Source organism: Pseudomonas sp. GW821-FHT09C10 (assembly GCF_059418085.1).
In genome coordinates this window covers 177,763-193,507 of sequence record NZ_JBWKPE010000004.1, presented here as the reverse complement: position 1 = coordinate 193,507, position 15,745 = coordinate 177,763, and the positions used below count along the sequence as shown (strand labels likewise).

The 15,745-nt window shown below is 65.0% G+C and carries 11 protein-coding genes; 10 read left to right on the top strand and 1 reads right to left on the bottom strand.

The features are described from left to right. Window positions 1-5: 5 nt before the first annotated feature. The 10 genes from AC07OT_RS10205 to AC07OT_RS10160 all read left to right on the top strand — a co-directional run bounded on the left by AC07OT_RS10205 (window position 6) and on the right by AC07OT_RS10160 (window position 14,267). On the top strand, window positions 6-1,295 hold the full coding sequence (locus AC07OT_RS10205; RefSeq protein WP_495107995.1) for a DotU family type VI secretion system protein: 1,290 nt from the start codon (window positions 6-8) through the stop codon (window positions 1,293-1,295). After that, entirely contained in the window at window positions 1,292-4,792 is a 3,501-nt protein-coding gene (tssM, locus tag AC07OT_RS10200; RefSeq protein ID WP_141607589.1) for a type VI secretion system membrane subunit TssM, read from the top strand. The genes AC07OT_RS10205 and tssM overlap by 4 nt, the downstream gene beginning before the upstream one ends. Then, window positions 4,789-5,442: a type VI secretion system-associated protein TagF gene (gene tagF, locus AC07OT_RS10195; RefSeq protein WP_495107994.1), complete on the top strand. Its 654-nt coding sequence runs from the start codon at window positions 4,789-4,791 to the stop codon at window positions 5,440-5,442. Before tssM ends, tagF begins: the two co-directional genes overlap by 4 nt. Next, entirely contained in the window at window positions 5,443-6,162 is a 720-nt protein-coding gene (locus AC07OT_RS10190) for a PP2C family protein-serine/threonine phosphatase (RefSeq protein WP_065937979.1), read from the top strand. After that, window positions 6,159-9,167, top strand: a complete 3,009-nt coding sequence (locus AC07OT_RS10185; protein WP_495107993.1) for a serine/threonine-protein kinase — start codon at window positions 6,159-6,161, stop codon at window positions 9,165-9,167. Before AC07OT_RS10190 ends, AC07OT_RS10185 begins: the two co-directional genes overlap by 4 nt. Then, the gene (locus AC07OT_RS10180; protein WP_141156311.1) at window positions 9,167-9,871 is read left to right on the top strand and encodes an ABC transporter ATP-binding protein; all 705 of its coding nucleotides are present in this window, start codon (window positions 9,167-9,169) and stop codon (window positions 9,869-9,871) included. Before AC07OT_RS10185 ends, AC07OT_RS10180 begins: the two co-directional genes overlap by 1 nt. Beyond that, a complete protein-coding gene (locus AC07OT_RS10175) occupies window positions 9,871-11,055 on the top strand; it encodes an FtsX-like permease family protein (protein ID WP_115485465.1) in 1,185 nt (394 codons plus the stop codon). Before AC07OT_RS10180 ends, AC07OT_RS10175 begins: the two co-directional genes overlap by 1 nt. A gap of 43 nt (window positions 11,056-11,098) precedes the next feature. Continuing rightward, on the top strand, window positions 11,099-12,757 hold the full coding sequence (locus tag AC07OT_RS10170; RefSeq protein ID WP_495108098.1) for a formylglycine-generating enzyme family protein: 1,659 nt from the start codon (window positions 11,099-11,101) through the stop codon (window positions 12,755-12,757). Between the two features lie 84 nt (window positions 12,758-12,841). Beyond that, complete coding sequence (tagQ, locus tag AC07OT_RS10165; RefSeq protein WP_027608277.1) at window positions 12,842-13,768, top strand: type VI secretion system-associated lipoprotein TagQ; 927 nt, start codon at window positions 12,842-12,844, stop codon at window positions 13,766-13,768. 124 nt (window positions 13,769-13,892) lie between these two features. Next, window positions 13,893-14,267: a hypothetical protein gene (locus AC07OT_RS10160; protein ID WP_003195530.1), complete on the top strand. Its 375-nt coding sequence runs from the start codon at window positions 13,893-13,895 to the stop codon at window positions 14,265-14,267. Window positions 14,268-14,314: 47 nt separating this feature from the next. On the opposite strand, the gene AC07OT_RS10155 is transcribed toward AC07OT_RS10160, so the two are convergent. Beyond that, window positions 14,315-15,715 carry an aminoacyl-tRNA deacylase and HDOD domain-containing protein gene (locus AC07OT_RS10155; RefSeq protein WP_495107992.1) on the bottom strand — a complete coding sequence of 467 codons (1,401 nt, stop codon included), beginning with the start codon at window positions 15,713-15,715 and terminating at the stop codon, window positions 14,315-14,317. Window positions 15,716-15,745 lie beyond the last annotated feature (30 nt).

Here is a 15,745-nt window from a genome sequence, read left to right as displayed (position 1 = left end):
CCGCGATGCATCCCAATGATGACGACCGCACCCAGTTCATGCCGCGCCCGGGTGGCCGCGCGCCGGAACCCGCGCGTGCCGAGCCGGCCCCGCTGTCGATGCCGGCCGCGCCGATTCTCACCGGCAAAAGCCAGGGCCTGAACCCGCTGGAAAGCGCCGCCGGCCCGCTGTTGGCGCTGTTGACGCGCCTGCGCAACACCATCGCGCACCCGGCGCCGGCCAGCCTGCGCGCGCAGTTGCTGGCGTACCTGCGCCAGTTCGAAGAACGCGCCGAAGCCGCCGGCGTGGCCCGCAACGAGGTGCTGCTGGCGCGCTACGCGCTGTGCACCGCCCTCGATGAAGCGGTGTTGAGCACGCCGTGGGGCAGCACCAGCGATTGGGGCAAGCAGAGCCTGTTGATCACGGTGCACAACGAGGCTTGGGGGGGCGAAAAAGTCTTCCAGTTACTCGACCACTGCCTGCAAAGTCCACGGGAGCGCTTGTACCTGCTGGAGCTGTTGTACCTGTGCATGTGCCTGGGGTTCGAAGGCCGCTACCGCGTGATGAACGACGGTCGCAGCCAATTGGAAGCCTTGCGTGAGCGCACGGCGGCGGCGATTCGCAGTGCTCGCGGTGACCACGAGCGCGAGCTGTCGCCCCATTGGCGCGGCGTCACCGTCGCGCGTGATCGGCTGGCGCAGTTCATGCCGCCGTGGATCGCCGTGGCGATCGGCCTGGCGTTGTTGCTGGCCTTGCTGTTCACCTTGCGCCTGCTGCTCGCGGCGCAGGCCGAGCCGGTGTTCAAGAATATCCATGCCCTGGGCGAGATCCCGGTGCAGGCCATCGACCGTCCCGTGGCGCAGCCCAAAGTGATCGAGCGTCCGCGTCTGGCCGGCTTCCTGGCGGAAGACATCAAGGCCGGTCGCGTCGCGGTGGAAGACAAGGTCGACCGCTCCGTGGTCACCATTCGTGGCGATGAGCTGTTTGCGTCCGCCAGCTCCAGCATCGTCGATGACTACCAGCCGCTGATGCTGCGCATCGCCGACGCCATCCGCAAGGTCAAGGGCCAGGTGCGCGTCACCGGGCACAGCGATAACCGTCCGATTGCCACGCTGCGTTTCCCATCCAACTGGGCGCTGTCCGAAGCGCGGGCCAAGTCGGTATTGGAGATCCTCGCGGCCAAGACCGGCCAGGCTGAACGCTTCAGTGCCGAGGGCCGCAGCGACACCGAGCCGTTGGCGACCAACGCAACTGCCGAAGGCCGTGCCCGCAATCGTCGGGTTGAAATCACCGTATTGGCGGAGGGCGTCGAGTGAAGGCGTTTTTCAGTTTCATGATTCGCTGGGTGATCCCCGTGCTGGGCCTGATCGCCCTGAGCCTGATCATCTGGTTTGTGGGGCCGTTGCTCGACGTGCTGGTGCCGGAAGGGCGCCGTTGGGCGCTGATCATCCTGGTGTTTGCGGTGTGGATCGCCTACCGCGTGTTCCGCATCATCCAGGCGCGGCGCCAAGCGGCCGAAGTGATGCGCAGCCTGGCGGCCGAAACCCCCGCCGACCCCAACAGCGTGGCCACCGCCGAAGAGCTCACCACCCTGCGCCAGCGCATGGACGAAGCCCTGGCGCTGCTGAAAAAGGCCAAGCTCGGTGGCGACGAACGCCGCAACCTCTACGAGCTGCCGTGGTACGTGATCATCGGCCCGCCGGGTTCGGGCAAGACCACGGCGCTGGTCAACTCCGGGCTGCACTTTCCGTTGGCGGCCCAGTTGGGCGCCGGGGCGGTGCGCGGCGTCGGTGGTACGCGTAACTGTGACTGGTGGTTTACCGACCAGGCGGTATTGCTCGACACCGCCGGCCGCTACACCACCCAGGACAGCAATTCCACGGTGGACAAAGCCGCCTGGCTGGGCTTTCTCGACCTGCTGAAAAAGCAGCGCTCGCGCCGGCCCATCGATGGCGCCTTTATCGCCATCAGCCTGTCGGACCTGCTGCTGGGCACCGATGCCGAGCGCGCGGCCCATGCGGCGGCGATCCGCCTGCGTATCCAGGAGCTGTACACCCAACTGGGCGTGCGTTTCCCGATCTACCTGATGCTGACCAAGCTCGACCTGGTGCCGGGTTTCATGGAGTTCTTCGACAACCTGAGCAAGGAAGAACGCGCCCAGGTCTGGGGCATGACCTTTGCCTTGGACGACGGCAAGAACAGCGACAGCCCCCTGGCGCACCTGCAAAGCGAATTCGCCGGCCTCGAGCAGCGCCTCAACGAACGCCTGGTGGAGCGCCTGCAACAGGAGCGCGACCCGGCGCGGCGCGACCTGATCTACGGTTTCCCGCAGCAGTTCGGCGCATTGAAGGACTGCCTGCAAAGCTTCCTCGAAGGCGTGTTCAAGCCCAATGCCTTTGAAGAACGCGTATTGCTGCGCGGCGTGTACTTCACCAGCGGCACCCAGGAAGGCAGCCCGATCGATCGCCTGATCGGCGCCATGGCCCAGAGCATGAACCTGGACCGCCAGCACCTGGCGCGCCAGAGCGGCACCGGGCGCAGTTACTTCATCGAAAAACTCTTCACCGCCGTGGCCTTTGCCGAACGTGGACTGGTGGGCGTTAACCCGAAAGTCGAGCGTCGGCGCACGTGGATCGCACGCGGTGTACTCGCGGCCACCGTGGCCTTGGTGATCGTGGTCAGCAGCCTGTGGTGGGTGAGTTATCGCGCCAACCAGGCGTATATCGCCCAGGTCGACCAGAAGGTCGCGCCGCTGGGCCAAACCGTCCAGAACCTCAGCCCGGCGCAGCGTGAAGTGCTCGCGGTGCTGCCGCTGCTTAATGCGGTGAAGAACCTCGCGGGGGATTCGCCGAGCTGGTCCGAAGGCCTGGGGCTGTATCAGGGCGATATGCTCGAAGCCGAGTCCGCCAGCGTCTATCGCAAGCTGTTGATCGCCGTGTTCGCGCCGCGCCTGGTGACGCGCATCGAGGAGCAACTGCACGGCGGCGGCAACTCCGACTTCCTCTACGAAGGCCTCAAGGCCTACCTGATGCTCGCCGACAGCGAGCATTACGACCCGGACTTCATCAAGGCCTGGATCGCCCTCGACTGGGACCGCAACCTGCCGCGCGACCTGCCGGCCGATCAGCGCCAGGCGTTGACCGGGCACTTGCAGGCGCTGTTCGAGCGCCATCCGCCGAGTGCGCGCCTTGACCCACGCTTGATCGACGATCTGCGTCGCCAGTTGCAACAGCTGCCGGTGGCCCAGCGTGTCTACGACCGGGTCAAGCGCCAGAAACTGCCCGAAGGCATCCCGGACTTCCGTATCAACGAAGCCGCTGGCCGCGATGCCGCGCTGGTGTTCAGCCGTAAAAGCGGCAAGCCGTTGGGCGAGCCGTTGAGTGGCTTTTTCACCGCCAAGGGCTATCGCCAGGCGTTTTTGCTCAGCAGCCTGAACCAGACCGGCACCCTGGCCGAAGAGCAATGGGTGCTGGGCCATGAGCAGGCCGATCAGCAGAACGTGGTCAGCCTGGCTGCCGATGTGCGTCGCCTGTATTTCCAGGACTACCAGCGCCAGTGGGATGCGTTGCTCGCCGATATCGACTTTGTACCGATCACCAGCGTGGCCCAGGCAGCCGATGTGCTGCGGGTGATTTCCGGCCCGAGTTCGCCGCTGAAAAAACTGCTGGTGGCCGTGGCCAAGGAAACCGATCTGCAAGCCGAAGAGCGCCAATTGGCCGCCAAAGGCGTGCCGGTGGAAGGTGGCGTCGACAAGCTCAAGGAGCGCCTCGGCAGCCTGCTCGGCCAGGAGCAACCGACGGCCAATGCGCCGGCTGCAGCGGATGATCCGGTGACCGCGCACTTTGCCGAACTCAACAGCATCGTCAGCAAGAACGAAGGTGAACCGGCGGCCATCGACGGCCTGTTGTCGGACATGAACGCGCTGTATGTGCAGGTCAGCGCCATGGTCGGGGCCAGCGGCGATGCCTTGCTTGGCGAGGCAAAGAACCAGGCCGCGGCTGCGGCCACGCGGGTCAGCCTGAACGCCGAGCGCCAACCGCCGCTGGTGCAGGGCATGGTCAAGTCGGTGGTCAACTCCACCACCAACAGCATGATGGGCGGGGTGCGTAACCAACTGAACGCGGCGTGGGTCAGCGAAGTGGTCAACGTGTACCGCCAGTCCCTCGCCGGTCGTTACCCGATGTCGCCGGGCAGCGCGCGGGATGCGACCCTGGATGACTTCGGCCAGTTCTTCGGTGTGGGCGGGGTGATGGACAACTACTTCCGCAAATACCTGCAGCCGTACGTGGACACCTCGGCACAGACCTGGCGCTGGCAGCCTGGCGCGGCACAGAAACTCGGGATTGCGCCGGGCGTGCTGCAAACCTTCCAGCGCGCGGCGACGATCCGCGATGCGTTTTTCCGCTCCGGGGGCACCCAACCGATCGTACGTTTCGAACTCAAGCCGGTGTCGATGGACCCGACCATCACCCAGTTCCTGCTCGACCTCGACGGCCAGCAATTGAGCTACGACCACGGCCCCAGCCGCCCGGTTGCGATGCAATGGCCGAACCCCGGCAGCATTGGCGTGGTGCGTATCTCGATCATGCCGCCGTCGGCCAGTGGCCGCTCGGGCGTGACCCTGGACGGGCCGTGGGCCTGGTTCCGCCTGCTGGAACAGTCGGACCTCACCGCCGGCAACTCGCCGGACCGCTTCAACCTGCGCCTGCGGGTCGACGGTGCGAGCATCGCCTACGAGTTGCGCGCCAACAGCGCCTTCAACCCGTTCAAGAGCCGTGTGCTCAGTGGCTTCAGCCTGCCGGAGCGGCTATGACGACGCTGGGTTTCTACGGCAAGCTGGCCAGTCGCGGAGACTTCGTCAGCCGTGCCTTGCCCCAGAGCTTTATCGGTCCGTGGGACAGCTGGCTGGCGGCGGGTTTGCTCGCCAGCCAGAGTAGCCTCGGCGCCGACTGGCTCAATGCGTACCTGGTCAGCCCACTCTGGCGCTTTGTGCTGGCGCCCGGCGTGTGCGGGCCGGACGCGGCGGCGGGCGTGGTGATGCCGAGCATTGACCGGGTCGGGCGCTATTTCCCGCTGGCGGTGGTTACCTTGCTCGATCACGATACCAACCCGGCGTCCCTGGTGGGCGGGCCGGACAGCTGGTTTGAGCAGGCCGAAGAGCTGTTGCTCAGCACCCTGGATGCCGGCGCCACGTTCGAACGCTTCAACGATGGCCTCGACGCCCTCGGCCTGCCGACGAGCGAGCCGCGTGCGGTGGACAGCCGTTTCGCCGGCCTGCAGCGCGTGGCGGCCAGCTTGCCCCATCAGCGCATGACCGCGCTCGCCGAGCAGGCCTGCGACGGGGCGAGCCTGTGGTGGGGGCGTGGTTCGCAGACGATTTCCCCTGGTTTATTGCGGTGTCAGGGCCTGCCTGCCGCCGGCGATTTTGCGCAGTTTTTGCTCGGACAAGAAGGTGTGGTGTAGATGGGGTCGACGTACAAATCCGCGAGCAAAAGCCATGTGGGCATGGTCCGCCAAGTCAACGAAGACGCGTGCCTGGACCTGCCGGAAAACCGCCTGTGGGTGGTGGCCGACGGCATGGGCGGGCACGCGGCGGGGGATTATGTCAGCAGCCTGATCGTCGACAGCCTGCGCAGCGTGCCCATGGGCCGTTCCCTCGACGAGTACTCGGCAGCCCTGCGCAATGACCTGATCCGCATCAACGCCGCCGTGCGTGAAGAAACCGCCAACCGTGGCGTGACCATGATGGGCAGCACGGTGGTGGTGCTCGCCGCGCGCGGCTTGCGCGGTGTGTGCCTGTGGGCCGGCGACAGCCGCCTGTACCGCCTGCGCGACGGCGTGCTCGAAGGGATCTCCCGCGACCACAGCTACGTGCAGGACCTGCAGGACAGCGGCCTGCTCAGCGAAGCCGATGCCCGCGTGCACCCGCGCGCCAACATCGTCACCCGCGCCATTGGCGTGGAAGCCCAGCTGGAGCTGGCGGTGGTCGACCTGCTGATCGCCCCCGGCGACAGTTACCTGCTGTGCAGCGATGGCTTGAACAAGACCGTCGAAGACCATGAGATCCGCGAAGTGCTCAGCCACGACGCGCCGGATGAAATCGTGCGCAGCCTGGTGCACCTGGGGCTCAACCGCGGTGCGCCGGACAACATCACCGCCATCGTCGTGAAGGTATCGGCATGAACATTGTGATTCCGGGCTATGACATCGACGGCGAAATCGGCGAAGGCGCCATGGCCAGCGTGTACCTGGCGACCCAGCGCTCCCTGGAGCGCAAGGTGGCGTTGAAGGTGATGGCGGCGGCGCTGGCGGCCGACCCGAGCTTCTGCGAACGTTTCCTGCGCGAGGGCAAGACCCTGGCGCGGTTGTCCCACCCGCACACGGTGACCATCCATGACATCGGCAATGTCGGTGAGCTGTACTACATGGCCATGGAATACCTGCCCAACGGCACGCTCAAGGAGCGCATCGCCGCCGGCCTGACGCCGGAGCAGGGCATTACGCTGATCCGCCAGATCGCCTCGGCGCTGGGCTATGCCCATGCCCAGGGGCTGGTGCACCGCGACGTCAAGCCGGCAAACATCCTGTTCCGCGCCGATGGCACGGCGGTGCTGTCGGACTTTGGCATTGCCAAGTCCCTGGACGACCGCACCCAATTCACCCAGGCCGGTTTTGCCGTGGGCACGCCGAGCTACATGAGCCCGGAGCAGGCGCGGGGCCAGGAGATCGATGGCCGTGCCGACCTCTACGCGCTGGGCGTGGTGCTGTATGAAATCCTCGTCGGCAAGCTGCCGTACAACGGCAACGATGCGCTGTCCACCGCGCTGGCGCACCTGACCGAACCCTTGCCGGAATTGCCGGTGCACCACGGCCGTTATCAGGGTGTGTTGCGCAAGCTGTTGGCCAAGGACCCGGCGGAGCGTTTCCCGGATGCGGCGGCGTTGCTGCAGGCGCTGGATAATCTGCCTGCGGAGTCGCCGGAGGCCACGCTGGTGCGGCCGTTGCCGATCCCGCTGAGTTTTGATCTGGCGGGCATGACGCCGGTCACCATCGACATCCCGACCGACAGACCCCAGCCGCAACCGGTGCGCCAGCCGGTGGTGACGCCGACCCAGCATAAGGCCGTGTCCGAGCAGCGCCGTGGGCCGGTACTGGCACTGGCCGCCGTGGCGGTGGCCGTCGCATTGGCCATTGGTGGCGGCAGTTACTGGTGGTTGAGCGGCAGTGATGAGCCGGCCAAGCCGCCGGCTGCCGTCGTGCCTCAGGCCAAGCCTCCAGCGGCGGTCGCCGACGTGCCCCCGGCAACGCCCACTGCGGCCGCCGAAATGGACGGCGGCCAACGGCCGTTGTTGATGGCCGGTAAGAAGACTTTGTTCCAGCGCGTGCTCAGCAAGCCCGGCGCCAAACTGGCGAATGACGCCGGCGGCGCGCCGGGCAAGGCCCTGCCGGCGTTCTCCGTGCTGTATGTGTACCAGCGCAAAGATGTCGACGGCAGCCCGTGGGTGCGCGTCGGTGCCGCCACCGATGGCCGCAGCGACGGCTGGTTGCCGGCTGCCCAGGTCAGCGACTGGAAGCAAAGCCTCGTGCTTAAATTCACCGAGCGCTCTGGGCGGGCGCCGGTGATGTTCCTGCGCCAATCCGGCGAAGTGGAAAAGTTGCTCGCCGATCCAGCTGCCGCCAAAGGCGTGCTGGCCAAGGCGCAGAAGAACAGCGACGACAACGGCCAGGTCCTGGCCCTGGAGCCGGCCGCCAGCGCGGTGCCGCAGAACCAGTTCTACCTGTTGCCGATCTTCGACGCCAAGGAGAGCTTCGACGAAAACGGCCAGCCGGTGCAGTTGCTTAACGTCGCCTCCATCGACCCGGGCAGCAACGCTGCGGCCAAACCATCGACCCCGGTGATCAACGCCAATGCCGACGCCTTCCGCACTGCCGTGGTGATGGTGGTGGACACCACGGTCTCCATGCAGCCCTACATCGACCAGATCCGCGATGTGGTGCACGAGCTGCAAACCCGTATCGCCGAGCGTGGCGAGCTGGACAGTGTCAGCTTCGGCATGGTCGGTTTCCGGAGCAGCATCAAGAAAACCCCAGGCCTGGAATACGTGGCCAAGACCCTGATCAGCCTCGACCAGGGCCGCGACCCGCAACGCTTCCTCGACATGGCGCGGCAGGTCAAGGCGTCTACCGTGTCCAGCCACTCCTTCAACGAGGACGCGTTTGCCGGGGTGATGCAGGCCGTGGACGGCATGGACTGGTCCGGCTACGGCGGTCGTATCATCCTGCTGGTCACCGATGCCGGGGCGTTGCGCAAGAACGACCCGTTTGCCGCCACCCAGATGAACGAAGCCGAAGTGCGCCAGGCTGCACTGGGCAAGCAGATCAAGATCTACGCGCTGCACCTGCGCACCGACGCGGGCAAGAAAACCCACGCCGGCGCCGAGAGCCAATATCGCATCCTCACCGCCGACGCCAACCCGCAGATCGGCGACCTGTACACGCCGGTGCCGGGTGGCGATGTGCGCAAGCTGGGCGAGCGTGTCGACGAGATCGGCAGCGTGTTCGCCAACCTCGTGCACCAGGTGCGCAGCAATACGCCGCAAGCGGTGCCGCTGCTGAGTGCCGCGCCGAGCCTGGCGGACAAATCCGCAGCGGTCGGCTATGCCATGCACATGGACTTCCTCGGTCGCCGGAACGCTAGCCAGGCGCCGCAGCTGGTCAGTGCCTGGACCGCCGACCGCGACCTGACCAACCCCGCGCTGCCGGCGTTCCAGGTGTGCGTGATGCTGACCAAATTGCAGCTCAACGACCTGCAACAGTCGCTGAAACTGATCGTCGATGCGGCGCGCAAGACCCAGACCTCGCCCAAGGATTTCTTCCAGGAAATCGCCAGCGCCTCGGCCTATATGAGCCGCGACCCCCAAGCCCTACGCAAGGGCGGCAACCTGGCCGACGGCGGCATTCTCGGCGAATACCTGGAAGGCCTGCCGTACCGCAGCAAGTCGCTGAACATGACCCAGGACCTGTGGTTGTCGTTGAGCGTGGCCGAGCAGGAAGACTTTATCGACGAGCTGGATTCGAAAATCCGCCTCTACGAAACCTTCCACAATGACGTGGCCAACTGGGTCCGTTTCGGCGATGCCGAGCCGGGCGATGCGTTGTACCGCGTGCCGTTGTCGACGCTGCCGTAATGCTGAACCTGAGCGCGGTGCACAAGAGCCGGGGTGTCGGCAGCCAGCGTTACAGCCTGGTGATCCCGGCGCTGCACCTGCGTGCCGGGGAGCAGTTGGCGATTGTCGGGCCAAGTGGATGCGGCAAGAGCACCTTGCTGGATCTGTTGGCGCTGGTACTGGCGCCGGATCAGGTGGGCCGGTTCGAATTCAACCGGCAGGACATTGGCGGGCTGTGGCGTGCCGATCAGCAATCCACCCTGGCCGCGCTGCGCAGCCAGCACTTGGGCTATGTGCTGCAAACCGGCGGGCTGCTGGGCTTTCTGGATGTGCACAGCAATATCGCGCTGTCCCGGCAACTGCTGGGGTTGAAAGACGATGGCAGCGTGACGCGCCTGGCGGAACAGCTGGAGATCAGCGACCAGTTGGCCAAGAAGCCGGCCGCGTTGTCGGTGGGCCAGCGCCAACGTGTGAGCTGCGCCCGCGCTCTGGCCCATGCACCGCAACTGGTGCTGGCCGATGAGCCGACGGCGTCCCTTGACCCGCTGAACGCCGAGCGCGTGATGCAGGCCCTGCTGGCCCAGGCCCGCGAGCACCGCGCCGCCTGTGTGATCGCCACCCATGACGAACCCTTGGCCCGTGCCAGTGGCTTGCAGGTGCGGCGCATCAGTTGCCGTCGCGATACCGATGGCGGCGTTACCGCGACCCTTGGGGAGGCGTGCTGATGCGCATCCCTCTGGTGGCGTCCCTGGCCTGGCAGGATTATCGCAACGATGCCTGGCTGTCGGTCTGTTCGGTGTTGGCGCTGGTGGCGGTGATCGCGCCGTTGCTGGTGTTGTTCGGCCTGAAATTTGGACTGGTTAGCAGTTTGACCGAACGTTTGGAGACCGATCCGGCCACCCGTGAAATTATTCCGTTGGGCGGTGGTCGATTCAGCAGCGCATTTGTCGAACAGCTCGGCCAGCGCAGCGATGTGGCATTCGCCTTACCGCGCACGCGGCAGATTGCGGCGACGGCGCAGGTGGGCACGCTGACCCTGGAAATGCTGCCGACCGCTGCGGGTGATCCGCTGCTCAGCGGCCTTCCGATGCCCAGGGGCCTGGACCGGATCGTGCTGAGCCACACCGCTGCCGAGAAGCTTGCGGCGCGGCCTGGGGATTGGCTGGAGACCAGCTTTGCGCGGCAAGTGGCGGGGCGTGTAGAAGCCCAGCGCACGCGCTTGCAGGTACTGGCGGTGCTGCCGCTGGAAGCCTTCGCCCGGGATGGGTTGTTTGCCGATTTGAGATTGCTGGAAGCGGCGGAGGATTACCGCGATGGCCGTGCGGTACCGGCGTTGGGTTGGGCCGGTGACGAGGTGGGTGTGAGCGAGCAGCGGGTGTATCCGGCGTTTCGCTTGTATGCGCGCAGCCTGGCCGATGTGGAGCCGCTGCGGGTATTTTTCGCCGGGCAGAATCTGTTGGTATCGACCCAGGCACAGACGATCGCCCAGGTGCAGTCGCTGAGCCGCAACCTGTCGATCGTCTTCTGGATCATCGCCGGGTTGGCCTTGGCGGGCGCGTTTGCGGCGATCTTCGCCGGGGCGTTGGCCGCTGTGGCGCGTAAGCGCCGGGAATTGTCGGTGTTGCGCCTGTTGGGGTTTTCCACCGGCGCGCTGTTGTTGTTTGTGGTGCTGCAGGCGCTTTACAGCGCAGGGTTTGCCGCTTTACTCAGCGTTGGGCTGTATGGCCTGGCCGAGGCCGCGTTGAACAAGTTATTCGTGCAGGTGCCGGGCGAACACGCCAGCCACCTGCTGGCGCGTCACTATGGCCTGGCCCTGGTTGCAGTCCTTGGCGTCAGCGCCGTGGCGGCAGCCTGTGGCGGTTGGCGAGTGGCGCGTATCCAGGCTTCTGAAGGAATCAGAGATGTATAAGTTACTGGGCGCCGTTGTGGCGCTGAGCCTGGCCTCGCTGGCCATGGCCGATGAAGCGAGCGACAAGCTCGACAACCCCAAGCCGTTGCCCGACGACGTCAGCCTGCCACTGCCGTGCGAAGGCACTATGGTGTTCCGCTACGCCTACGTGCTGGCCCAAGGGACCTTGGATGACCGCGAGATCAGCCTCGGCTACCCCTTCGCCGAAGGCGAGGCGGGTTACCAGCAGTCATTTATCTCCGGCTACCGCCGCGACTTTATCAACGGCCAGTTCACCCTCAAGGACTTGCCGAAAGACTGGAGCAAAGTCATCGCGCCGTTGATGCCGAAGACCGACGCCAAGACTCCGCTCAAGCCCATGCTGTACTTCATCGGCAAGTACGAAGTGACCGCTCGCCAGTACGCCCAGGTGATGGCCCAGGCGCAATCCCTGGCCAGTGGCGAACCGGCACCGGCGTGCGATGCGCCCACCGGCATGGCCGGGCGTTTGCCCAAGGTGAAGCTGTCGCGCTTTGAGGCCGAGCGCTTTTCGGCGGTGTACAGCGCCTGGCTGATGAAATACCACCGCGATTTGCTGCCGGTGAGCGGTCGTGGGTCGTCGGCGGATGACGGCGGCCTGGGTTTCGTGCGCCTGCCTACTGAAGTGGAGTGGGAGTTCGCCGCACGCGGTGGCCAGGCGGTGAGCCGCCAGGACTTGGAAGGGCGCCTGTTTCCACGCCGCACCGAAGGCAGTGAAAGCGATGGCCCGCTGGGTGATTACGCGGTGTTCAACCAGGTCGCCGGCGGTACTGGCCAGGCCGCACGCTTGATGCCTATCGGTACCAAGCTGCCCAACCCCATTGGCATGTTCGACGTGATCGGCAACGCCGCGGAAATGGTCCAGGAGTCCTTCCAGCTGGTGCACGCCGGTCGTCGCCAGGGCACCTACGGCGGCTTTGTGGTCAAGGGCGGCAATTATCTCGAAGGCGAGGGTACGTTGTTTACCGGCATGCGCCGCGAATACCCGCTGTTCGCCGCCGACGGCACCGAGCAGAGCAACGAGACCACGGGTTTTCGCGTGGCAATCGGTGCGTTGTCGGCGCCGCGCTCGCGTTACAAGGAGTTGTTTGCGCAGTGGCAGAAAGAGGGCCGCCTGGCCTCCCTGACCGACGCCATCGACGACGCCCAGGACCCGACCAAGCGCCTGGACAGCATCATCGCCGCCAGCGTCGACCCCAAGCTGCAGGCTGAGTTGGGGCTGGTCAATGAAGAACTCAAGCGCAATGTCTCGCTGATCGCCCAGCAACGCGAAGAAGCGGCGGGCAACCTGATTCAGTCGGCCGCGCTGGTGGCCGAGACCATCAGCAACTACAACATCCGCCTGGCCAACCTGGAGAAGAGTCGCCAGCAGGCCCTGGACAACAAGGAAGAGGCCAGCGCGGCACTGTTTGCCACGGCCATCGAGAACGGACGCAGCGCCCTCGATGGCGCGGTGGCGATCTACATCGACAACCTGGCCACCGGCACGCGTTACACCGATGCGGTGATCCAGGCGCAGTTTCAACGGATCAAGGAAGAGTTGGATCGCAAGCCTGTGCTCGGCAAGAGCCTGGTGACGCGCGCAACACTGTTCGTTCGCCATGTCGGCAACTACCGCAAGCAACAGCGGGCCGACCCGGCGACGATCTTGAAGGAATTGCTCGCAGCGAGCGGTCAGCGCTGATCGCTGGCTGTATGGCGAGCTTGGAAGGGACTCAGGCGGCAGTGGCCGTGCTGGGCAAGTCAAACTTAGAAGAGAACACAACCTATGCTTTTTTCCCGTAAGGCGGTTTCCAAGCGTCACTTGCTGCTGATCGCGGCCGGCTTCAGCACTGTGCTGACCGGCTGCGCCACGTCGCCGGCCTCCAAGGTCGCGTCGAGCACCAAGGTCGAGTACTACCCCAACTGCTACGAGCCGGTGCAGCACTTGCGCGCCACCGATTCGAACATGACCAAGTCGGTGGTGACCGGTGCGGCCATCGGCGCGGCCGGCGGTGCCCTGCTCGGCGCCCTGACCGGCGACAAGGAAAAACGTGGCCGTAACGCCGCCATCGGCGCAGCGGGCGGGGCCCTGGCCGGCGGCGCAGCGGGTTACTACACCGAGCGTCAGAAGCAGATCGCCGACGACAACCAGCGCATTGCCTCGTATGCGGCTGACGTGAACAAAAGCGCCTCCGATATCGACCGCAGCACCGCGTACGCCAGGGCGTCCCAGCAGTGCTACCAGAGCGCATTCACCAAGTTGGTGGCTGATCGCAAAGCCAAGACCGTCAACGACACCGAAGGCCGCAAGCGCCTGGCGGAAATCGTCTCGGGCCTGAAGGAATCCAATGACCTGATCGTGGCGGTCAACGGCAAAGCCGCCGAAGACCTGAACAACTACACCCAGGCCTACGAGAAAGACCTGCAGCAGGTTGGTGTACAGCGTGCCGACGTGGTCACCGTGGCCAAGGCCGATGTAACGCCCGTTGTGACGCCGGGCAAGAAGAAAGGCACCGGCACCAAGCCACCGAAAAAGCCACCGCTTCCAACCGTACCAACAGAAGCGGTAAGCACCGAGAAAACCTTCCAGACCGCCCAGACCAAGCAGGATGAAAGCAAGAAGGTCGCCAGCGCCGGTAAAGCGCAGATCGAAGGCACTTGCCGCGATCCGAACCTGGTTGACTGGGCACCGGTACCTTGCCCTAACGTTTAAGTAACATGCTGCTATAAGCGTCAAACGCCAGCCGATCTTCCGCTAATGCGCAAGATCGGTAGCGTTCTTTTTGCAATTGGTTAAACTGCTGCGGCCACTCAATAATTACACCGAGGCCGTGTGCATGAAATTTCGTCTTCTCCTGTGGGTGCTGGGCCTGATGATGGGCAAAGCCAGCCGCACCAATCCTGCCTTCCAGCAACAGCTGGGTGACAAAGACCTCGCGTTCCAGCTGCAGACCCTCGACGGCAAGGTTGCCCGTCACTTCATCGTCAAGGACCAGCGCATCACCAGTCGCTCGGGTGTCCACCCGGCGCCGGCGTTTGCCATTGCGTTCAAGGATGCGGCCTATGGCTTCGCCACGATGCAGGCGAAGAACAAGCAACTGGCGTTCATGACGGGGATTCAGGACAAGTCGATCCAGATCAAGGGCAACCCGGCGCTGGTGATCTGGTTCCAGGGGTTGACCAAGTATTTGAAGCCGAAGAAAAAGAAGTAGGGCTTTCAGGTCGACCGAGTTGGATAGCTATCTGACAGGCGCCAGATTCAGCCCTGGCTGAACTGCGAGGCCAATTCGCGCAGCAGCACCTCGGCATCCAGCACCTTGGCCACGACTTCATCCGCTTTGTCACGGCTCAAGCCCAAACGCTCGAGCAGTTCGTCCGGGATGGTCTCGTCCGGCCCGGACCCAATCCCCCGGCTGCGCAGCAGGCGCACGGCCAGGCACACCAGGTTCGGGTATTCGGCGTATTGCCCATCGTAGGTCGGGTCGTGCTGGAAGCGCAGGGCTGTGGACAGTTCGTCCGGCATATCCCAGTAGCGCATCAGCCAGGCGCCGATCTGCTCGCGGCTGATGCCCAGCAGGTGTTGCTCCACATAGCTGTGGCACAGGTGCGGGTTGACCTCCAGGTGGCGGCAGATCAGCGAGAAGTGCGGCGGGAACACATGGGCCAGCAACAGGTAGCCGAAGTTGTGCAGCAGGCCGGCGAGGTAGGTCAGGCCGGCTTCCGGGCGCTGGGCGCGGGGCATGGCGCGGGTCAGGCCTTCGATCACGGCGGCGGTGTAGATGGACTGGTGCCAGTACGGCGTGGCCTGGTGCGGGTGGTCCTTGGGCAGGCTCAAGGTCTTGCCCAGGGCCAGGCCCAAGGCGAGGTTGATCACCAGGTCAAAACCCAGCACGCGCACGATGGCGTCTTCCACCGAGCGGATCTTGCCCGGCGATGCGTAGTACGGCGATGCGGCCCAGCTCACCACCTGGGCGGCGAGGGCCGGGTCGGTTTCTACCACGCCGGTGATGTCGTCGATGGTGGCATTGGGGTCGACGCGCAGCTTGATGATCTTCTGGGCGGTGTCGGCCAGCGGTGGAATCTCGATGGTCGCTTCCAGGCGTTGCTGGATGCGGCGGGCGGTAAACGCCTGCATCGCCTGGGTGATTTCCTCACGGTCATCATTCGGGCGGTCGAGGTTCGGGCGGATGTTGTTCAGCGGTTCACCGAACTGGGCGGCGCTGGCTTTGGTGAGCATGGTCTTGAAGGCGTCGCTGGCGATTTCCAGCAGTAGCCCGGCTTCGCCCGAATGCACCAGCAGGCTCGCTTCGTCGAGCAGGCTGCCTTCGTACAGGCACGGCGAACTGGTGAGTGCCGGCAGGCCCGGCAGCAGGCTCAGATCGTGCTTGCCCAGCATGCGCGCGACGCGGTCCGGCGACACGGCCGTAAGGCGGCGACCCGTGAGTTCGGTGAGGCGGTTGAGGTCCAGCAGCTGGTTCTGCGGGAACAGCACCATCAGGGCGCCCACCGCGTCTTCCAGCAAGACGGCCTGGACTTTTTGCGCAGGATTCAGGCCCGGATGTTCGGTGACTTCCGTGTAGCTGATGGCGAGTTTTGCGAGCAAAGCCCGAATGACCGGCGGGGCGGTCAATGGGGCTGTGGCGTGGGCAACTTCTGACATGGCCTGATCCAATTTCTTACAGTCACCGAA